The following is a 22285-nucleotide window of genomic DNA, read 5'->3' on the forward strand; positions in this document are numbered from 1 at the left end:
ATATTCTACACTACCTTTACTTAGTGATACAAGTTAATTTTACCTGTATATATAGAGTTTATATTTAGTCTTTAGTTCCTAGAAAACTCATCTTAACAATTATTAATTTAAAATATTTAATACCAATTTATATAGATTGCTATTTATAAAAAAAACTCTTCTTGGGAAGCTTATAAATCTTTGCTTCCCAAAAAAAGTTCCTTAATTTATCATCAAATTATATTTTAGTATGAAAAGGTCAATTTGTCTGAAAAGTTAGTTCTGCCACCACCATCAGTAAATCTAATAACTAAGCTATGAACTCCTTTATTAAACTTACTTATATCTATACTTGCAGTAAAACCTGCATTTTTATTGTCATAATAGCTAAATGCTTTATATACATCAGGTCTGCTTACTCCATATTTCACGTTTTGCACTAACTTATCATCTATCAATACTTCTATCTTTTTTATGCTATTTCTACTTAACACCCATCCATTAACTTTTAAAGTACTATCCGTAACCTTTATATTGTTCTTTGGAGTATCAATGTTGAACTTCACTGTATTTGGAATATTAAATACCACCGTATTGGAATTAGACACTCTTCCACTTTCATCGGTAAATTTTATAACCAAATAATGATTTCCGTAGTGAAATTTGCTTATATCTATAGAACTACAAAAACCTGAATTTTCATTATTGTATTCTGAAAATATCTTGTAAACATCAGGACGGCTTAATCCATAAATTAAACTTTGTGTTATTCCATCTACTACTGCTTCTACCTTTGTAATCTTAGTTTTACTTAATGCCCATCCTCCGATTTCTAATTTATTCGTCGGAATTATCAAACCTTGACATGGAAAATCAATACTATACTTAAGAGTATTCTGTATATTGAAGTTAACAGCCTCTGACATTGTAACTAAACCTCTCGCATCAGTAAATCTTATAGTTAATGAATGATCTCCACATGGTAACTTACTTATATCAATTTTACCTTTATAACCTGAATTTTGATTACCAAAACTTTTAAATGCACCGTATACATCAGGTCTACTTAGTTTATTCTGAATATCTTTAGCCACTCCATCTATCACTGCTTCAACTTTTGTAATACCAGTCTTACTTAATACCCAACCGGCTACTTCAAGATTACCTCCACTTAAAGACATTCCTTTTTGTGGAGAATCTACTGCATATTTTCTTTCTTCTATAATATTAATCTTAATTATCTCAGAAATAGTTGTTCTTCCAACTTTATCACTGACCTTTATTTGTAAATTATGAATACCATACGATAACTTACTAATATCTATTGATCCTAAATACCCGGAGTTTTGATTATTATATCCTTTAAATGCTGCATATACATCTGGTCTACTTAATCCATATTGTAATTTTTGAGCAATTGTTTCATCGATAATAACTTCGACCTTTCCTATACCAGCTTTGCTTATTGCCCAACCGCTGATGTTTAAAATGTTACCAGTTACGTCTTTTCCTGAAGTTGGAGAATCTACACAATATAATGAGTTTTTAACTATAAATTTCGTATTACTCAAAGTACTAGTTTTGCCACCAGCTTCAGTTACTAATATTTTTAAATTATGTTCCCCATATGATAAATTCTTTATATCTACATTTCCTGTAAAACCTGAATTTTTATTTTCATAATCTTTAAAGGCATTATATACATCAGTACGTGATTTTCCGTAACTTACGTCTACAGCCTCTTTATCATCTATTATTACTTGGACCTTTTTTATTCCAACCTTACTTAATACCCATCCGCTAACGTCTAATGAAGAACCTGTTATTATGTCTCCTTGTTTCAAACTATCTAAGCAACTCTTTAAAGTACTACTGATGTTAAAACTTACCGGCTCTGTAACTTGTGTTCTACCACCTTTGTAAATGACTCTTAATTGTAGAATGTGCGAACCATAGTTATATTTAGTGATGTCTATGTTCCCAATAAATCCTGAATCTTTATTATTATATTCCTTGAAAACATTATATACATCGTTTCTTGCGATTCCATATTTTAATTCTGCAACTTTATTATTATCTATTAAAGTTTCAATTTTTTCTATACTAGCTTTGCTTAAAGCCCATCCGCTTAGTGATAAATATTTACCTGTAATATTCGTTCCTGATTTTACAGTGTCTATACTATACTTAAGTGTATCCTTAATAGTAAATGTTATAGGGCTTGTAAATTGGGTAACACCTCTATTATCAGTAAACACTAGCTTCAATTTATGACTACCATAAGAAAACTTACTTAAATTCAAAGAGCCACTAAAACCTGAATTTTCATCACCATAATCACTAAAAGCCTTAAGTACATCTGGCCTTTTCACTCCCACTCTTATATCCATTATTTGATCATCAATTATAGCCTTTGCATTGGCGAGTCCTAACTTACTTATAGCCCAACCACTTAAATCTAATGTATTTCCAGCAATAACTTGTCCTTGTTTTGGGCTATCTATAGAATATTTCAAGGTTGAATCCTTAGGAATCGAAGTATCCTTAATCGACAAGTATTGTATATTTATAGTACAATTACTTTTCTCTACAAAAGGGTTATATACTTCTAAATAGAAATTTTTCGTTTTATCTTTATTATAATTTGATATATAATATTCACTTTGGTCTATAACAACAAAAATGTTATCTGTAGAAGAGAACTTATCCGAAAATACATTGGCCAAAATCCCATTATCTAAAGTATTGAATGTAAACTTCGCTACAGAATTTGCTGGTATACTTACCTTATACCAATTTGCATCTGAATTACAACTTAACTTATTGACCAATGCTTTTGGTCCCGTTATTTTTTCTGCTTCATTAATAGTATTATCATTATTACCAATTACTGTTGTTGGTAATTGTCCAGAAACACCTGTAACTATCTTTTTAATATCTAAAAGTCCATATCCATAAAACATATTCGACAAAGAATCAGATAACGAAAAACAAGAATTCTTAATTTTATCTAAGACATCCTGTACAGTTAACTGGGACTTTTGACTTACCATCAGTGCGACTTGTCCAGAAACTATTGCTGAAGAAGCTGATGTTCCAAGCACAGCTTCATATTTTGATGGAAACTTTGCCGCTGGTACAGTAGAATATATTTTTGTGCCTGGAGCAACTATATCCAATTCTTTTCCGTAACTTGAAAAATAGCACCATTGATTTGTTTCATTTACTGAACCAACTGCTATAACATTGTCATACGCAGCAGGATAAGTTACTTTTTGGAAACCATAATTTCCAGTTGCAGCCACGAGGATACAACCTTTCGAAGCCGCATAATTAACAGACTCCTCCAATATAGGGTCATCTTCTAGTGAACCTAAACTTATATTTAAAACTTTTGCACCATTATCAGCAGACCATCTTATTCCTTGTGCTATGGTAGCTGTATCTCCAAATCCATTCTCATCAAGTACTTTAACTGACAAAAGCTTTGAATCATAAGCAACTCCAGTAATTCCGATATTATTAGCCTTATCCGCAGCAATTATGCCAGCAATTGCTGTTCCATGACCGTTATTATCGAGATATGAGCCTGTACCAGTAAAGTCTTTTCCACCTTTAACCTTACCAATTAAATCTTCATGACTACTATCTATTCCCGTATCGAGAATTGCCACTGTTACACCTTTTCCAGTACTTTTATCCCATACCTGTGGAATTTGATAATTTTCTAAATACCATTGCTTACCGCTCAAACCACTATTAGTAGTCATAGCATTATTGCTTTGAGTATCTATCATATCAAACTTTTCATATTTATAATTTGGTTGAACAAATTCTACGTTTGAGTCATTTTTCAACTCTTCTATACGCTGCATTAACTGTTCTCTGTTATCAACTTTTATTTTCTCAATTTTTGATTCACTTTTTTTTGAACCTAAAAAATAACTCAATACATTTGAATTATTTTCTTTACTTTTATATTTAACAATAATTTCATTTTTCACAATATTTCTTTCATCAGTCTTAAAACCCTCTATATCAATTTTTTGTTTTACAGAACTATCTGCTAAAACAGTTGTATCTATTAAATTAACTGCATTGATAAAAAACAAAGCAAAAATTAGTGTGCCAAATAATCTTTTTTTCAATTTAACCAACCTTTCTAATATGTTTCTTACAATCTCCAACATTTGAAATAGCTATTATAATTAGCATATTACGCTAAAAATATACCTCCTTTTACATTGTTATAACATAGTATTTTCATACTTTTTACAATTAAACACTTTTATGTATAAATTTCATATTACTGAGATTATAATATCTTATATGCTCTATTTTGTAAATATTTTTTACAAAATACATAGGTTATTATATAATTCTGTGAAACTTCTTCCGCTCTAGCACTTAATCATCAGTTATCAAACATTTATTCTATGTCTCGCTTCTGAATAGTTTTTATATAATAGGATTAATATAAAAAAAGCTATGCCTAAGTATTCATCTACTTTTGACATAGCTTTCATTATTATTATTCTGTTCAACTTTTCCTATAGAGTTCAAGTTCAAGCTTAACTTAATTTCTCTTTATGAAATGTCTGATTTTTCTCTTCTAAGGCTTTTGAATGCTGAATGTACGAACCTCAGTTAGTAAAATCTGCCCCCTAGCATCAGTAAATCTCATAACTAAAGAATGATTTCCTAATGATAACTTACTTACATCTACTGTTCCTATAAACCCTGAACTTTTATTATTAAAATCTTTAAATGCATTATATACATCTAATCGGTTTATACCATATTGGACATTATATGCTACACCATCAACTAAAGCTTCTACTTTAACAACACCAGTCTTACTTAATACCCAACCGGCTACATTTAAAGTATTTCCTACAACGATTTTTCCACTTTGAGGTGAATCAATAGCATATTTCTTAGTATCTGCAATATTGACTGAAACTGCCTTAGAGTTATTTACTCTTCCCACTTTATCAGTAATTTTTAACTGAATATGATGAATCCCATAAGGCAATTTACTAATATCTATAGTCCCATTAAAACCTGAATTCTGATTATTATATTCTTTAAAGACATTATATACATCAGGCCTATTTATACCATACTGTAGTTCTTTGTACCTAACTCCATCAACTAGTACTTCAACCTTTTGTATCCCCGCTTTGCTTAATACCCAACCACCAACACCTAAGGTATTTCCTGCTATAGTGCTAGCGTTAATAGGTGTATCTATACTATATATAGGACTTTGCACGATAAACTTCACTGGTTTTAAAACAGTGACTTTTGTATTCCCTTCAGTAATTCTCAATTTTAAATAGTGTTCACCATAAGAAAGTTTCCCCACATCAAGTGTACCATTGAAGCCAGCTTTACTATTGTTATATCCCTTAAAAGCATTATATACATCCATTCTAGTTGCTCCATAGGTCATAATGGAAGACGTATTGTTGTCAATTATTGCTTCTACTTTTGAAATCCCGGCTTTACTAAGAGCCCATCCGCCTATACCTAATGTAGTTCCCATAACAATACTCCCTTCTCTTACAGTGTCCATGCTTGTTATTAAAGTACTTACAATAGTAAAATTAACTGGAGTTGAAAAAGCTGTTCTTCCTCCCAAATACGTTAATTTTAATCTTAAACTATGAGTTCCATAGCCATATTTTCGTATATCTAAATTTCCACCAAAACCTGAAGTCATATTATTATAATCTTTAAATGCATTATACACATCTATTCTTGATGTACCATATTTTAATTCTACAGGTGTATCATTATCTACTACAGCCTCAACTTTAGCTATTCCAACCTTGCTTAATGCCCATCCTCCAACTGGTAGAGAGTTACTTGTAACTTGCATTCCTGGCTTTACATTATCTATACTATACTTTAATGTATCAGCAATAGTAAATGTAATAGGATTTGTAGATGTTACTGCACCTATCATATCTGTAAATACCATTGTCAATGTATGCTTTCCATAAGCTAATTGACTTAAATCAATAGTTCCATTAAAGCCTGCCCTTATATCATAATACTCTGGAAATGCTTCAAAGACATCTTGTCTAATAACCCCATTTTCGATTTGGTAAATTTCATTATCTATCTTAACCTTTACGTTTCCAATCAAGTCTTCACATAAAGCCCATCCACCAATATTTAATGTGTTTTCAGTAACAACTGCATCCTGTTTTAAAGTATCAATGCTGTATTTTAAAGATTGGATCTTTGGAATTACAGGATCAGTTATAGACTTATATTCTATAACTGTATTCCAACTATTTGTTGGTGATAGATTGTCCATAATTTTCACATAATAATATGTTGGTGAAAAATAATTACTCACATAATATTCTTCATTTACATATAATCCATTAAAAGGAAACATAATATTCTCTAAAGATTTATGGTCATTTCTATATATTTCTGCACTAAGCCCACTATTTCCACTGCTAAACTTTATCTTTGCAACAGTATTACTAGGCACATATAACTTGTACCAGTTTGCATCAGTTTCAGAAGCTATTGAATCACTAAAAGATGTTGAACTAGTTATCTCCCTAGCAGAACCTATAGTATTATCATTCTTACTAGCCAAAACTGCATAATTTAACGTTCCATCAACTCCAGTAATTGCTTTACTAACATCTAATACGCCTTGTCCATAAAATATATCTGGATAAGTTTTAGCTAATCTAAAAGAACAATCCTTAATTTTCTTTAAAACATCACTTACAGTTAATTGAGGTTGTTTACTTAAAATTAATGATACTTGTCCAGAAACTACTGCAGTTGCAGGTGATGTTCCTTGGTATACATTGTACGTTTGATAAACTAGAGACTTTGGAGCCGTTGTATAAATATTTACACCAGGCGCAACTACATCAAGTTCATCTCCATAATTTGAAAAATTACTCCATTGATTTGCTTCATCAGTTGCTCCAACAGCAATAACATTATTATAAGCAGCAGGATAACCTACACCAAACACACCATCATTTCCTGAAGCTGCTATAATAACACATCCTTTAGAAACTGCATAATTTACTGCATCCTCTAAAATAGGATCACTAGAATCGCCTCCTAAGCTAAGATTTAATATCTTCGCACCATTATCAGCAGCCCACTTTATTCCTTCAGAAGTAGTTAGCGTATCTCCTTCGCCTCTACTATCTAATACCTTTACCGATAATATTTTGGCATCATAAGCTATTCCTGAAACTCCTATTCCATTTGCTCTATCTGCAGCAATTATTCCTGCCATTGCAGTTCCATGACCCTCATCATCCATATATGAGCCACTATTTGTAAAATCTTTCCCACCTATTACTTTTCCTTGTAAATCTTCATGCGTTGTATCAATCCCTGTATCAAGAACTGCCACCTTAACTCCAGCACCTGTGCTCTGTGTCCAAACACCAGGAATACCTAAACTATCCATATACCATTGCTTCTCACTAACCCCAGTGCTTAACATCATAGCATTAACACTATTATATTGATTACTTTTAGTTAACTCTGATTTTTTGTACTTATAGTTAGGTTGTATATATTCAATATTTGGATCATTCTGTAGCTCATTTAACCGTTGATCTAATTCTGACTTGCTTTTAACCTTGATTTTTTGGATTTTTTCTTTATTATTGCTTTTTCCCCAAAAGTAGCTAAATACGCTAGGTTTTTTCTCATCCTCTTTATATTTTACGATAATCTCATTTTCAATAACATTTTCTTTTTTTGAATAGAAATCTTCTATCTTAGATTTGTCTTTTATATAATCAACTTTTTGTGAGGTAATATATACTTTTCTTTCTTCATAGTTAGCTGCATAAACTAAGTCTATACCTTCTATATTAAGTAAACTCAAACAAAATAGACTTATACCTACCATTCTTAAAAACTGCTTTTTCATATGCTTCTACCTTTCTAATGAGTTTGTAACAAACTACATCATCACTATTCTTTTGTAATATTTCTTATAATAAAATATATTTACTATCCTTCTCCCCCTAAAAACTATTTTTTTTACCTTTAGTCTATAATATTTTAATTTTAATTAGTTTATCTTATGATTACAAGATAAATCTCTTGGATGCTATGGTCACCATAACCTAGATATGAATCGCTTTCCATATTACTTTTTTCAATCTTTAATATTCTTATTCTTTTAATATTAACTGCAACTTTTTTAATATTCATTACTTATACCAATTGTCTCAATAACACTAGTCTCAAAAATCAAAATATATAAGTTCCATCATTGAAGCTTCATTAAAATTCTATGAAAATATTAACAAATCAATATAACCAATGAAGGTTCTTTATCCAAACTCATATATCATAATTTTATAAAAACTTAAACTTAAAAGTTCCTCAAGAAGAAAGATATCTCTTTGAGGAACAAAATATAAACCTTATAATTTACTCAACTGCTATTTTCAAAGCCTTATCTAAATAATAAATTAAGTCATCTGCATCCTCAATTCCCACTGAAACTCTTATTTGGTCTGGGGTTACCCCTGCCAATTTTTGTTCTTCTTCTGAAAGTTGAGAATGAGTTGTACTTGCTGGATGAATTACTAACGATCTTACATCTGCAACATTTGCAAGCAATGAAAATACTTCTAAGTTATCAATGAACTTCTTGCCTGCTTCTAAACCACCTTTTATTCCAAAAGTGAATATAGATCCAACACCCTTAGGGAAGTATTTCTTTGCTAGACTGTTGTATTTACTTTCCTCAAGTTCTGGATAATTTACCCAACTTACTGCTGGATGATCACTTAAGAATTTAACTATCTTTCTTGAATTTTCAACATGTTTTTGTACTCTTAGGGATAATGTTTCTAAGCCTTGAAGTAATAAGAAAGAGTTAAATGGGCTTATGCAAGCACCTGTATCTCTAAGCAGTTGAACCCTAGCTTTTAAAATATAAGCTGCAGTACCAATATCTTGTGAATATCTAATTCCATGGTAAGCTGGATCTGGCTCTGTAAAACCAGGGAATCTTCCACTCTTTGCATAATCAAACTTTCCTGAATCTACAATTAAACCACCGATAGAACTACCATGACCGCCTATGAATTTTGTTGCAGAATGAACAACGATATCCGCACCATATTCTATTGGTCTTATTAAATATGGTGTTCCAAAAGTATTATCAACAATTAATGGAACTCCATTTTCATGAGCGATTTTAGCTACTGCTTCTATGTCAACAAGGTTTATTCCAGGGTTACCTATTGTTTCTATGTAAACAGCCTTTGTTTTTTCATTAATTACACTTCTAAAGTTTTCTGGATCATCAGGATTTACAAAATTAACTTTGATCCCAAATCTAGGGAATGTAGCAGCAAATAGTGTATATGTACCACCATATAAAGTACTTGCTGAAACTATTTCATCTCCAACATTAGCAAGATTTAGTACTGCATAAGTAATTGCTGCAGTACCTGAAGCTGTAGCTAATGCTCCAACTCCACCTTCCAAAGCTGCTATTCTTTTTTCTAATACATCTGTTGTAGGATTTCCCATTCTTGTATAAATATTTCCTTCTTCTTTTAAAGCAAATAGATTTGCTGCATGTTCTGTATTGTTAAATACATAAGATGTAGTTTGATAAATTGGAACTGCCCTTGAACCAGTTGTAGGATCTGGCACTTGACCTGCATGAACTTGTAATGTGTCAAAACTTAATTCTCTTTCACTCATTTTTTCATCCTCCATTATATATATAACATGTATAAATCTTTGCTTTAACTCAAAGGTGCGTAGAAATTTCTGTTAGCAAATCTTTAATATCTATGTTTCAATAATAAATACTAAAATTCTTCTTGAAAATTTTAGTCTTGTTAAGAAATTGTTCCTAATTATTTATTTAAGACAGCTTGTAGATGTTGCTTGGATTTATAGTATTTATCTATAGTTCCTCCACCTAAACATTCGTCTCCATCATAGAAAACTACAATTTGTCCTGGCGTTATAGCTTTTTGAGGTTCTATAAATTCTACAATACAAGTATTATCTTCTCTTTGATGAACGATAACTCCTTGATCTTTTTGTCTGTATCTAAATTTTGCAGTACAGTTAAAGGTTTTTGGTTTTTCTTTCTCACTTATCCAACTTACTTCTACTGCTGTTAAACCATAAGAATATAATCTAGGATCTTGTTCTCCTTGGACTACATATAATATATTCTTTTTCAAATCCTTATCCACTACAAACCAAGGTTCTCCAGCTCCACCTATGCCTAGCCCTTTTCTTTGTCCTAGTGTATAGTGCATAAGTCCAATATGTTCCCCCATAACATTACCATCTAAGGTCATCATGGGACCTGACTTAGCAGGAAGATAATTATTTAAGAATTGTCTGAAATTCTTCTCACCAATGAAACACACTCCTGTACTATCCTTTTTAGTAGCTGTAACAAGGTTTGCTTCTCTTGCCTTCTCTCTTACTTCTGGCTTTCTTAAGTGTCCAATTGGGAACATACTTTTAGATAACTGATATTGATTAAGCTTACATAAGAAATAAGTTTGATCCTTATTCTCATCAGCCGCCCTTAATAATTTATATTCTCCATCTCTAAAATCTACCTGAGCGTAATGTCCCATAGCAATATAGTCAGCCCCAACAGTAAGTGCAAAATCTAAGAATGCCTTAAATTTAATCTCTTTATTACACATTACATCAGGGTTAGGAGTTCTTCCGCTTCTATACTCTGCTAAAAAATATTCAAAAACTCTATCCCAATATTCTTTCTGAAAGTTTACTGAGTAGTAAGGAACTGAAATACTATCACAGACTTTTCTAACATCTTCGAAATCTTGGACTGATGTACAAACGCCGTTCTCATCCTCATCATCCCAATTATTCATAAATACACCAATAACATCATAACCTTGATTTTTTAGTTCTAATGCAGCCACAGAAGAATCAACTCCCCCTGAAACCCCTAAAACTACTTTAATATTCTTGTTTTCCTTTTCCATTTGCTAAACCATCCTTTTTATAACAAGCTCCACAGGGCAATGATCCGAACCTAAAATTTCATTATGTATTTCTGCACTAACAAGTTTATCTTTAAGCTCCTCAGATATTACAAAATAATCTATACGCCACCCTGCATTCTTAGTTCTAGCATTAAATCTATATGACCACCAAGAATATGCCCCTTCTTTATCTGGGTAAAAGTAACGATATGTATCTATAAATCCTGAAGCTAAAAGTTCCGAAAATTTCGCCCTCTCCTCATCACTAAAGCCAGGATTTTTTCTATTTGTCTTTGGATTTTTTAAGTCTATTTCTTTGTGCGCTACATTTAAATCCCCACAAACTATCACAGGTTTGTTTTTCTCAAGTTTCTTTAAATATGCTCTAAAGGCATCTTCCCATTCCATTCTATATTCAAGTCTCGCTAATTCTTCTTTTGAATTAGGAGTATATACTGTCACAAGATAAAAATCATCATACTCTAAAGTAATAACTCTTCCCTCTTTATCATGTTCTTCTATATTAAGTCCGTATGATGCAGATAAAGGTTTTTCCTTTGTAAACACTGCTGTTCCAGAGTAACCTTTTTTCTCTGCATAATTCCAATATTGTTCATAACCTTCTAAATCTAAATCTATCTGACCTTGTTGAAGTTTAGTCTCTTGTAAACAAAATATATCTGCATCTACAGATTTAAAGAAATCTAAGAAACCTTTTTCCACACAGGCTCTAATTCCATTTACATTCCAAGATATTAGTTTCAAAAGTTCATCTCCCTCCATATCTTAAGTCTATTTGTATTTTATCACGTATAACTATTAATTAACCAGCTATTATTTTAAATGTACGGATTATTAATCTCAAATAGTAATTATTCATAAATTTATTTTTTTAATCATTTATATAAACAATATTTCACCATCAAATTCATTTCATATTCCGGTATTGATGTAACTTTATATACAATTATTTCTTAATTTGTTATCCTATATATAATGAAAAATATACTAAGTAAATTAGGAGGAATACTAATGCTTGAAATTCCAGAGTCTTCAGTACTTTCAACTCAGATTAGCGAAGTATTAAGAAACAAAAAAATTATAGGTGTTATATCTAATCATTCTCCACATAAGTTTGCATGGTTCCATGGTGATCCAAATGAATATAATAAAATACTTGTAGATAAAACTATACATAAAGCTACACCATATGGTGGAATGATAGAGATTAAAGTTGAGTCTTCAATTCTTCTATTTGCTGATGGTGTATCATTAAAATATAATGCTCCTAATGAAAAACTTCCACCCAAGCATCAACTTCTTCTTAAATTTGAGGATTCTTCATCTGTTACTGCATCAGTCCAAATGTACGGTGGTATATGGTGTTTTAATGAAAACAGTGATTTTAAAAATCCTTATTATGATATTGCTAAAGACAAACCATCACCCTTATGTGATGAGTTCGATAAGAATTATTTCTTCAAGTTAATTAATTCTCCAGATATACAAAAATTGAGTACAAAATCCTTTTTAGCTACTGAACAAAGAATCCCTGGACTCGGAAATGGTGTACTTCAAGACATCCTTTGGCAATCAAAACTTCACCCGAAGCGTAAAATTAATTCTTTAGCTACTGGAGATAAAGAACTGTTATTTATAAATATTAAGAAAGTTTTATTAGAGATGGTTGAGTTAAACGGAAGAGATACTGAGAAAGATTTATTTGGAAATAATGGTGGGTATAAAACAAGAATGAGCAAAAATACAGTGGGTTCTTCTTGCCCTTCTTGCGATGAAATAATAGAAAAAGCAAATTACTTAGGTGGTAGCATATACTTCTGTCCTAATTGCCAAAAGCTATAATAATAATCTTTTTCCACATAATAAGCTGTATTGGAAATAAAGTAGAAAGAAATATTTCTACAGTAGCTTGAATTTTTACTAATAGCTTAATGAATCTCACCATTTAGCTATACACTTAGTTAAATAGTGAGATTTTCTACCTATTCCCTAATTATATTTATTACTAAACCATCACAAACTGAACTTAAACTACGTTAATTTTCTCATGATATACACGCAACATTAAACCCTTTGTCTCTTATTATTTCTTCAGATATATGCTCATCAAGATGCATACAATAAACTCTATTTGTTAATTCTCTCGGGATCTTTTCAGAAAGTTTTTTTAAAGATAAGTGGCTATTTCCTTGATAATCTAGTCCACAGGTATCTTGATATAACCATTGAATCTGTCCATTATTAAACCTATCTAATATCACATTGTTTATGTCATTTGAATCACCACTATAATAAAACGCTTCTTTATCCATACTCATGACAAATCCATATGTTGGCATTGTAGCTACATGAGTATTTTGAGAAAACTCTATGTTAATTTCTCCAAATTCTATATCATCAATCTTAGTAAAATCGTTACTATTTAGTTCATACATATCACTGGTTACACCAACATTTATCAAAAAACTTACTATTTGCTCCTTATTAGGGAAAAATATTTTGGGTTTTTGCCCTAAAATATAATGCGCGTAGAATATTACATCTCCAAGACTCCCTACATGATCGAGATGCGTGTGGGTTACAAATATGTATATATCCTCAATCCCATCAAACATATTTATTTCTCTAAGCTTATGAAAAACTGTACCACCGCAATCAATAAGAATCAAACTACTATTTTTCTTTATATAGGCACTTGTATTACCAAGCTTTGTATTGAAGGCACTCCCTATTCCTATGAATTTCAATTCTTGCATAATATTCTCCTTCTTTCTTTAATATTAATCTATAGATTTCATCGTCTACACTTCAAGTCATTGATTAAATTAGTATTCTTATACCTTTGTAATAAATCCAAAAGATTTCTTGAGTAACTTAAATTCTAAACATCAATAATTTAATATTTCTACATTTAATTCTTACCACATTAATAAAAACATTTCAGATTTTTGATCAGAATATATATAAATAAAATAGTCGGCCATATCAAATAAGATAATACTTACATATGATATGACCGACCTTTTGATTGATTAATTGATTTTAACTATTAATTGTATATAAATTACGTTGCTAATTCTTAGCTAAGAAGTTTCTTTTTTAGAAGAGCTAAGTCTATAGCATTTATTTTTCCGTCTTTGTTCATGTCTGCTACTGTTAAGTCCATACTATCAGTAGTACCATTTAAAATTGCCTTCTTAACAAAAGCTAAATCTATAGCATTTACTTTTCCGTCTTTATTAACATCACCTAATGAATATGTAGTAACTACGCTAACTGGTTTAACCATAATTAAGTCAACATTGAACCAACCCCAACCTCTGTCAATAGTTATAGTGTTGTCTCCTGCGTTTAACTTAATTTCAATTGGAGTAGTATCACTGAAATAAGTGCTTTCTGCAACTTTATTTGTTGCCACTGCAGTACCATTTACTAGTACATTATATTCTTTAGCTCCATATGGTGCTGAATGTCTTACTATAAGGTTATATGTTCCAGCAGCTGCTACATTTACATTCATAGCAAGATTATCTGTATCATCTTCGAAACTAGTTACATAACCAGTTCCAGAGAATCCTTGCATTGCAGTTGCAACTGCAGTTCCGTTTAATGTACCTTTCTCTGCTTCATATACAGTATAACCTTCTGGAATTGTTAATTCTGGACGAGTGCTTAATGCTTTTAACATTATTGCATCAAGTTCATACCAACCCCAACCTCTGTCAATTGTTATAGTATTATCTCCTGCTTTTAATTCGATCTTTAATTCTGCAGAATTAGAAAACTCAGTAGATTCAGTAATGTTATTTGTTCCAGCTTGTGTTCCATTAACAAGAACATTATACGCTTTATCTCCGTATGGAGCTGCATGTCTTACAAGAAGACTATAAGTTCCACCTTCTTTTACATTTACCTTAAAATCAACTTTATCAGTGTCATCTGTGATACTTGTAACGTAACCTGTTCCTGAAAAACCTTTTGTTGTGTTTCCAACTTCAACTCCAGTTAAAGTAGCATTTTCTGCTTCATATGCTGTATAACCCTCTGGAATTACTTGTGTAGTTGGTCCACCTATAACTTGACCATTTAGAGGTTTTAACATTAGGCAGTCAACATTGAACCAACCCCAACCTCTATCGATTTTAATTGTATTAGCTCCTGCTGTTAGCTTAACAGTAACTGCTGTTGAATCAGTAAATAAGCTTGATTCTTGTATTTTATTTGTTGCTACTACTGCTCCATTTACAAGAACATTATATTCTTTACTTCCGTATGGTGCTGAATGTCTTACTATAAGACTATATTCTCCACCTTTATCTACAGTTACATTTAGTGAAAGGTTATCAGTTGCACCACCAAAGTTTCCAACATAACCAGTTCCTGAATATCCTTTATTACTGTTATCAACAGTTAATCCAGATAAAACTGCTTTTTCAGCCTCAAAAACTGTGTATCCTTCTGGAATTGGAGCTGCTGTAGGTAATGGCTTTGCTGCCCATACTGGTAATGGAGCTTTTCCATATATACTTGCTGAAGGAATTTCATCTAAAGTTAAAGCATAATCACTGGTATATACTTTTTTAATTAAATCACTTGTATTCTCTTTTTCATCCATTATAAATTTTCCAGACCAAGTTGAAAAATATGACCATGCTGCACCATCAGCTTGAAGATTATCTGTATCTGGGATTGGTCCATTTTCACTCATTGTTACAAGTTTGTTCTTAGCACCTAATGCTACTAACGTATCAAAACTGTTGACGAAAGATCCATGATCTGGAGTTTGTGGGTAGTTATCTACTCCTATAATATCTGCATATGCATCACCAGGATACCAAGTTGATGCAGAAGCATCAGTACCGCTTGTCCAAACCCATATAAGGTTGTTTAATTTATATTCATTAGTTAATTTATCAAAAAGGATTTTATATAATTGTTTAAGTGGTTCAGCACCTTTAGCGCCCCACCAGAACCAGCCACCTGATGCTTCATGAAGTGGTCTCCAAAGCACAGGAATTCCTGCATCTTGTAATACTTTAAGTTTCGCTGCTGTTGCATCAATATCTTTAAGAATTAAAGCATTTTCTGCAGTACCTGGAGTTACTGCTTTTGTGATATCGAAGGTAGTCCCATTTGTATAGAAATCACTACCACCACTTGGAGCTCTCCAGTGCCAACATAATTCAACAATACCACCATAACTAGCCCATGTCTTAGCTTTTTCTATATCAGCATCACCACTTAATATATCAAAACCTTGGATAGCTGGAAGTTTTCCAGTAAGGCTGTAGATATAGTTTATTTCATCTAAGCCGCCTGATTGTTGTCCAGTTATTATCTTGCTTCCATAGTTATCTGTCAAATACTTCATCAATGCTTTCGTGCTTGTACTAGCATATGGGTTTACTAAATTTGGTTGAACTGGAGTTAATGGGCCTCTGGCTTCACCAAGTTGCACATCGATATAATCTACTTGCATCCATCCCCACGAGTTAACAATAGCTATAGTGTTTGCTCCAGCTTTTAGAGATATATTGTTCACTGTTAACTGTTTAACCGTATCAGATGCTGGAAATACACAATCAGAAATTACTGAACCATTAACCACCAAAGTATTATTTTTTTGTCCATATGGTGTTGCATATCCTATTGTAATATTATATCTTCCTGCTTGCTCAACGTTTACATTAAATGTAACAGCATCACCTGCAGTATCGAAGCCATCTACACCTGCTCCATTAGAAAAAATAGTTCCTGTTTTTACCTCTGTGCCAGTTAATGTTGCTTTTTCTGCTTCGTATCTTACAGGTGTAGCAGTAGTTTCTGCATTAGCTGCTACAAGAGGCATTTGAATTGTTGAAGCTGTGATTGCTGCTGTCATTGCTAAGCAACCTATAGCCTTCTTTCTTCCTTTTACCATAAATTTCTCTCCCTTTAACTTTTACTTTTTTTATTAATTGGAACTATATTATTTTTAACCTCCTCACTTCTCATATTATAATGTTCACCATTATCTTGTATATAGCCCTTAAATTAATTATACTACCTAAATATAGATTTTTATAGATGTATACTAATCTCCATATAAACCAACCAATAACAATAGTGTAAATATTTTTCGATACTTATTCACTTTCTTACTTAAAAGTATCTTAATAAGACCATTAACGTTACATTTTTATAAACAAAATATCCTATAGGCAGACTCTTTATGGAGCCTACACTATAGGATATTTCTTAAAATTTTACCAACTTTCTAAAATACCTTACCCTTTTAATTACTCCTTAAGAATAACTATGAATAAAATAAAATTAGATTCTACATATATAGCATAAATTTCTATAATAAAATTATCTTTTCTACCTAAGCATAATTTCCATGTAGTCTATGATTTAAATTGTTCTATGTATGACATTGTATAGAAACTCAATTAAACTCTATATGTTAAGATCAGTTTCATTCTATTTTTCAGTTTCATTCTATTTTAATGAAGTAATAGGTGGTATTCCGTATAAAGGTTTAACTCCATACATTATAGCTATTGGTTCAGTAGGTACAAGCACACCATATTTAATAGTTATTATAGTACTTGAATCTATTTTTTTGCTTACTAAGCTACTTCCTCCGTTGATTTCTGAAAGTTCTTTAATGTTTACAAAACCCTTCATAAAAAAATCCTCCTTTTAATTTTATTATTCTTTTATTGTAACTGGATAAATTCCATATAGAGGTCTTACTCCATATGCTAAAATAGGTGGTGTAAGAATACCATACTTAAGTGTTACTATTTTGTTCGAAATAGTAGTGGAAGTTATTAAAGTACTTCCTCCATTAATTTCAGCTAAATCTTTTATATCTGCAAACCCTTTCATGTTTTCACCTCCTTTCAATATTTAGGTACTTAAAAACTCAATCAGTATGTTTGTCCATAAAAATATTAGTTTAGGACTAATTCTTTAAATTCTTCTGCAAGCCCTTCAGCACAGGCTTTATGCTTTTCTTGAGCCATCTTTAGAACTTCCTTAGCTTCTTCAATTCTTCCCAATTGGAATAGAACTACTATATAGTCATGATATGGATCTACATAGCCTTCTGGAGATAACTCTGAAGCTTTCTTTAGGTTTTCAATACCTTCCTCTATTCTTTCAAGCTTACAAAGTGCTAACCCTAATCCTTTTAATCCATAAACGTGATTTGAGTCTTTATTTAAAATTTTGTCATTTAATTCAACACATAGTTTATAATTTCCAGTCATGTATGCAGCTAGAGCATAATCGCTTAATAATTTCTCACTTTCATCTTTACTTATAAGTCTTTCACAAGCATGTAACACCATCTCAAAATTAGATTCCTTTAAATATTCTTCTGCTTGAGCCTTTAGGGTATCTATATTATCTGATAACTTTTTCATCTCACATGCTACTGCATAATTATATGAACAGTGGGTATTTTCTGCATACATATCTCCACCAATAGATATACGGGTGTTTGAGCATCCTCCATGACAATAGTCTCCATAAGTACAAGTTTTACAGACACCACTTAACTTATCTCTAGACATCTCTCTATTCCATGCAAAGTTACTTTCTTTTTCCCAAATATCTTTTAAAGAAGTTTCACGGATATTTCCTTCTATATATTTTTGTTCACGAATTGAAGTACAGCCTACGATATCACCATTATGCAAAATACCAAATGATGTCTTTCCAGCTCCACAGCCTGTCCAAAAAGCATTCTCATTACCAGCTCTTTTTTGTCTAACCTTTATTTCTTTTATATTGAAATATCCTAAACAATCTGCTAAGTCTACAGCAATTCTATCTTCTAGCATTGTTTCATATGCAAAGTTTATAACATCATCAATTTGAGAAGGTGCAAGAGTTGTTTCTTTTCTATCTTTAAAACTCCCCATCGGTAATGCGATTTGTAGTTGCCATTGACTTACGCCCATTTCAATAAATTTTTCTTTCATTTCTCCTAGCATAAGTAAGTTTTCTGTACTTATCGTAGTTATTACAGACGTAGCTATTCCGGCATCTTTTAAATACTTTAATGATTGAGAAGATCGAGCAAAAGAACCTGGTTTTCTCATATAATCATGATGCTCTTCTAACCCATCTAAACTTATAGCCACTGTTCCAACACCAGCTTCAGCTGCTAACTTTGCTATTTCTTCAGTAACTAACCATCCATTTGTTATTATATTTGGGATAACTCCATTTTTCGTAAGTTCCTTTGCAATAAGGTGCCAATCCTTTCTAGTAGTTGGTTCACCACCAGAAAGTGTTATGTATTGCATACCTAATTCTCCAAGTTGCCTACATAAATCTAATGCTTCTTCTGTTGTTAATTCATCTGGTAATGGATTTTCACAAATAGATCCACAATGCTTACAACGCATGTTACAGCCCATTGTTATTTCCCATACTGATGTAATAGGTTGATTAATCATAATTTTTTCTCTCCCTTAAATCTATATTAATTTCTTCTTGCCCCAACTTATTTATCATGCTAAAAATTTTTGTTACAAACTATTAATGAAAGTTTTTAGCACTTATAGCCATCACAGAAAGTTAATTTTATACTTATAAATTCTAATTATCATATTATTTATTTAAATTTTGTAATATTGTTATATCGCTTAAACCTAGCTAGCAGTAGATTAATATAAATGGACTATCGTAAATTTAAAAAATCCTCTATTATTTTCTGCTAGCAAAATCAACGGTAACTATGTAAAACTGTTAAGTTTTAAATTTAGCATTAACATAAGATTTAACCTGATGAATTTATGCTAAAGCAACAGTTTTAGAACTTGGAGGTCTAACACCATATACTATAAGCGCATCTTTTTGAATCCTTACTGCTCCACCATTGATTTTGTTTAGATCTTTAATATCTATAAATCCTTCCATATTCTTCACCTCCTTTCACAAAAATCAACAAATTCTTGACACTATATTTTTCTTAGTCTAGGAATCATTTAAGTTCTATTTTGCCGTTTTTTTAATGTTTATTGGAATTACTATAGTATATACAGAAACGTTAACCAAGTGGCTTATGGTATCCTAATAGCATGGATATAAACCTTTTCATTGTCTTTCTATATTTAAGTATATTTTTCTAAATATCCTATATTTAAACAATAATACGTTATATTCAATAAGTCAACTTCCATTTTGTTAATATATCTCATTTTATATGTTTTACTGACATAATATTTAAATATCATGACAATAAGTATCATTTATTGTAACTATTTTAAATTTCATCTAACAATCCGTTAATTTTTATACAACTTAGAAATTACCATTTATCGTTAATTATCTGCTTATATAAAATAAATTCAATATATTTATATAAGTGTGTCGAAAAGCAAAAAAACTAATTCCTGGTATGCTTTATTAGAAATTAACTCTTAAATGTCTTCTAAAACTTTATTAGCAACCTTTACCCTCCGAATTTATGATAATAAATATGAATTTGTGTTATTTTTTTACCTAACATAGAATTATATAATTATTGTAAACAATTACATAGCGCGTGCATTATTGTTTACACTCTATTTTTGTACTAACACACCTATAAATACATTGTGCTAACATTCTATAAAAGTCGCAAAAATTATTATCAAATATCAATTCTCAACAGTTTTCATATTACAGGCGCCTACTGAAAACAGCATTATAACTAGTTCAACACTTCCCTTTATCCTATTAATTTTATTAACGTCAAAGGAGATGTTTATTATGAAATTTCTATCAATCAAAAAATCACTTTCATATATTTCAGCATTAGTTCTTACAATTTCAATCACTAGTTCTTTTACAGATCCTGTTTATGCTGTTAGCAGCACTTGCAAAACAGGAATGTTTCTCGGTTATGATGGTGGTATAAGCACCACTGGCGTAAGTACCTACAGCCCAGATATTGTATCTCTTGACTATTGCAATTGGAATGGCTCAACTGGTGCTAACATGATAAGTTATAGTTCTAATAGCACTGTTAAAAACTTAGGAAAGACTATCTCAGTATCTTGTCACATGCCAAATCCAAAAGGCGGAAATGTTAACACCTTATTGTCTGCTTCAGATTTTGATATTTTAGCTAATCAAAAAATACAAAACATTACAACTTCAAGTTCTGTAATGTTACAAACATATAAAGCAGAGATAGATAAGATTGCTGCTGGATTAGCTGATCTAGGTACTACTGTATACTATAGACCATTCCATGAAATGAATTATGGTTGGTTCTGGTGGGGTGCTCAAGACACAACTGATTTCAAAACACTTTGGTACAACTTATATGATTATATTATTAACTACAAAAAACTAACAAATGTTAAATTCGTCTATGCTCCGAATAAAGGAGATAAGGCTGCTGACTATTATCCTGATAGTTCAACAGTAACTTGGATAGGAATCGATGCTTATAGCGATGATCCTGAAAATGATAGCGCAATTCAAACCGCATATAATGCACTTATTAATAAGGGAAAAATCATTGGTTTCAGTGAAGTTGGACCAGCTGTAGGCGGCGCATATGTAAATAGTAATAATCAACAACTTAAAAAATTTGATTATTCTTTATGGAATAATGCTATAAATAATAAATATACTGGAGCTAGCTATTTCATAACTTGGGATGGAGCTTATGCACCTTTTAATAATATAAATGGTTCTTTGCTTTTCACAAAGAGTGATTCTTCAGCTACATCTAGTGCATTAACTAAGTATAACTTCGAAAATAGTAATCAAGGTTGGGTTGGAAATACAAATGTCACTGGTCCATGGTCTGTTAATGAATGGAGTGACAAAGGATCTTATTCGCTGAAAGGAAATATAACACTTTCTAGTGGCACTAAATACTATCTGTATAATCCGATAAGTGATAACTATTCAGGATACAAAACCTTAAAAGCAAGAGTTAAAGTTGCTTCATGGGGTAACTTAGGTTCTGGACTTACTGCAAAATTATATGTAAAAACAGGAAACTCATATACTTGGTATGATGGTGGTTCTGTAATTGTTAACACCAGTTCAACAACTCTAACATTAAATTTGGCAAACATTATAAATACGTCACAAATTAAGGAAGTTGGAGTTGAATTTATCGGTGGTTCAAATTCTTCAGGAACATCGGCAATATACGTGGACAATATAACTTTGGAATAAATATATACAATAACAAAACGTCTAGTTTTGTGCAAATTTGCAATAGTAATGTAATTTCTGCAATATCAAATTGACTACTTATCTATTGGCAA

14 protein-coding genes are annotated in these 22285 nt (G+C 31.3%); 2 read left to right on the plus strand and 12 right to left on the minus strand.

Annotated elements, in window-relative coordinates; genetic code table 11:
- Window positions 1-224 precede the first annotated feature (224 nt).
- The 6 genes from CLOCEL_RS20555 to CLOCEL_RS20575 all read right to left on the minus strand — a co-directional run bounded on the left by CLOCEL_RS20555 (window position 225) and on the right by CLOCEL_RS20575 (window position 11759).
- Complete coding sequence (locus CLOCEL_RS20555; RefSeq protein ID WP_010074124.1) at window positions 225-4127, minus strand: S8 family peptidase; 3903 nt, start codon at window positions 4125-4127, stop codon at window positions 225-227.
- 464 nt (window positions 4128-4591) lie between these two features.
- On the minus strand, window positions 4592-7915 hold the full coding sequence (locus CLOCEL_RS20560) for a S8 family peptidase (protein ID WP_010074125.1): 3324 nt from the start codon (window positions 7913-7915) through the stop codon (window positions 4592-4594).
- A 149-nt stretch (window positions 7916-8064) separates the two neighbouring features.
- Window positions 8065-8202, minus strand: a complete 138-nt coding sequence (locus CLOCEL_RS22945; RefSeq protein ID WP_010074126.1) for a hypothetical protein — start codon at window positions 8200-8202, stop codon at window positions 8065-8067.
- Between the two features lie 222 nt (window positions 8203-8424).
- Window positions 8425-9714 carry an O-acetylhomoserine aminocarboxypropyltransferase/cysteine synthase family protein gene (locus CLOCEL_RS20565; protein WP_010074127.1) on the minus strand — a complete coding sequence of 430 codons (1290 nt, stop codon included), beginning with the start codon at window positions 9712-9714 and terminating at the stop codon, window positions 8425-8427.
- 158 nt (window positions 9715-9872) lie between these two features.
- Window positions 9873-10994, minus strand: a complete 1122-nt coding sequence (mnmA, locus tag CLOCEL_RS20570; protein ID WP_010074128.1) for a tRNA 2-thiouridine(34) synthase MnmA — start codon at window positions 10992-10994, stop codon at window positions 9873-9875.
- A 3-nt stretch (window positions 10995-10997) separates the two neighbouring features.
- A complete protein-coding gene (locus CLOCEL_RS20575) occupies window positions 10998-11759 on the minus strand; it encodes an exodeoxyribonuclease III (RefSeq protein WP_010074129.1) in 762 nt (253 codons plus the stop codon).
- A 267-nt stretch (window positions 11760-12026) separates the two neighbouring features.
- Here CLOCEL_RS20575 and CLOCEL_RS20580 point away from each other — a divergent pair, with 267 nt between their 5' ends.
- A complete protein-coding gene (locus CLOCEL_RS20580) occupies window positions 12027-12857 on the plus strand; it encodes a formamidopyrimidine-DNA glycosylase (RefSeq protein ID WP_010074130.1) in 831 nt (276 codons plus the stop codon).
- A 203-nt stretch (window positions 12858-13060) separates the two neighbouring features.
- Here CLOCEL_RS20580 and CLOCEL_RS20585 read toward each other — a convergent pair whose 3' ends face one another.
- From CLOCEL_RS20585 to CLOCEL_RS23740, 6 genes are all read right to left on the minus strand, one after another.
- The gene (locus CLOCEL_RS20585) at window positions 13061-13771 is read right to left on the minus strand and encodes an MBL fold metallo-hydrolase (protein ID WP_010074132.1); all 711 of its coding nucleotides are present in this window, start codon (window positions 13769-13771) and stop codon (window positions 13061-13063) included.
- A gap of 323 nt (window positions 13772-14094) precedes the next feature.
- Window positions 14095-16935 carry a CBM35 domain-containing protein gene (locus CLOCEL_RS20590; RefSeq protein ID WP_010074133.1) on the minus strand — a complete coding sequence of 947 codons (2841 nt, stop codon included), beginning with the start codon at window positions 16933-16935 and terminating at the stop codon, window positions 14095-14097.
- 560 nt (window positions 16936-17495) lie between these two features.
- On the minus strand, window positions 17496-17684 hold the full coding sequence (locus CLOCEL_RS20595; RefSeq protein ID WP_010074134.1) for a hypothetical protein: 189 nt from the start codon (window positions 17682-17684) through the stop codon (window positions 17496-17498).
- Between the two features lie 24 nt (window positions 17685-17708).
- Window positions 17709-17888: a hypothetical protein gene (locus CLOCEL_RS20600; RefSeq protein WP_010074135.1), complete on the minus strand. Its 180-nt coding sequence runs from the start codon at window positions 17886-17888 to the stop codon at window positions 17709-17711.
- A 65-nt stretch (window positions 17889-17953) separates the two neighbouring features.
- Entirely contained in the window at window positions 17954-19468 is a 1515-nt protein-coding gene (locus CLOCEL_RS20605; RefSeq protein ID WP_013291967.1) for a radical SAM/SPASM domain-containing protein, read from the minus strand.
- Between the two features lie 337 nt (window positions 19469-19805).
- A complete protein-coding gene (locus CLOCEL_RS23740) occupies window positions 19806-19931 on the minus strand; it encodes a hypothetical protein (protein WP_010074137.1) in 126 nt (41 codons plus the stop codon).
- 834 nt (window positions 19932-20765) lie between these two features.
- Between CLOCEL_RS23740 and CLOCEL_RS20610 the strand changes: the two genes are divergently transcribed.
- Window positions 20766-22193: a glycoside hydrolase family 26 protein gene (locus CLOCEL_RS20610; protein WP_010074138.1), complete on the plus strand. Its 1428-nt coding sequence runs from the start codon at window positions 20766-20768 to the stop codon at window positions 22191-22193.
- The last annotated feature ends 92 nt before the right edge of the window (window positions 22194-22285 follow it).

It is taken from the genome of Clostridium cellulovorans 743B (genome assembly GCF_000145275.1).
GTDB lineage: Bacteria > Bacillota > Clostridia > Clostridiales > Clostridiaceae > Clostridium_K > Clostridium_K cellulovorans.

What these genes read in the sequence shown, in the direction of transcription:
- CLOCEL_RS20560 (WP_010074125.1), bottom strand. Translation starts at nt 7,915, where the DNA reads ATGAAAAAGCAGTTTTTAAGAATGGTAGGTATAAGTCTATTTTGTTTG.
- CLOCEL_RS22945 (WP_010074126.1), bottom strand. Translation starts at nt 8,202, where the DNA reads ATGAATATTAAAAAAGTTGCAGTTAATATTAAAAGAATAAGAATATTA.
- CLOCEL_RS20565 (WP_010074127.1), bottom strand. Translation starts at nt 9,714, where the DNA reads ATGAGTGAAAGAGAATTAAGTTTTGACACATTACAAGTTCATGCAGGT.
- mnmA (WP_010074128.1), bottom strand. Translation starts at nt 10,994, where the DNA reads ATGGAAAAGGAAAACAAGAATATTAAAGTAGTTTTAGGGGTTTCAGGG.
- CLOCEL_RS20580 (WP_010074130.1), top strand. Translation starts at nt 12,027, where the DNA reads ATGCTTGAAATTCCAGAGTCTTCAGTACTTTCAACTCAGATTAGCGAA.
- CLOCEL_RS20585 (WP_010074132.1), bottom strand. Translation starts at nt 13,771, where the DNA reads ATGCAAGAATTGAAATTCATAGGAATAGGGAGTGCCTTCAATACAAAG.
- CLOCEL_RS20590 (WP_010074133.1), bottom strand. Translation starts at nt 16,935, where the DNA reads ATGGTAAAAGGAAGAAAGAAGGCTATAGGTTGCTTAGCAATGACAGCA.
- CLOCEL_RS20595 (WP_010074134.1), bottom strand. Translation starts at nt 17,684, where the DNA reads ATGAAGGGTTTTGTAAACATTAAAGAACTTTCAGAAATCAACGGAGGA.
- CLOCEL_RS20600 (WP_010074135.1), bottom strand. Translation starts at nt 17,888, where the DNA reads ATGAAAGGGTTTGCAGATATAAAAGATTTAGCTGAAATTAATGGAGGA.
- CLOCEL_RS20605 (WP_013291967.1), bottom strand. Translation starts at nt 19,468, where the DNA reads ATGATTAATCAACCTATTACATCAGTATGGGAAATAACAATGGGCTGT.
- CLOCEL_RS23740 (WP_010074137.1), bottom strand. Translation starts at nt 19,931, where the DNA reads ATGGAAGGATTTATAGATATTAAAGATCTAAACAAAATCAATGGTGGA.
- CLOCEL_RS20610 (WP_010074138.1), top strand. Translation starts at nt 20,766, where the DNA reads ATGAAATTTCTATCAATCAAAAAATCACTTTCATATATTTCAGCATTA.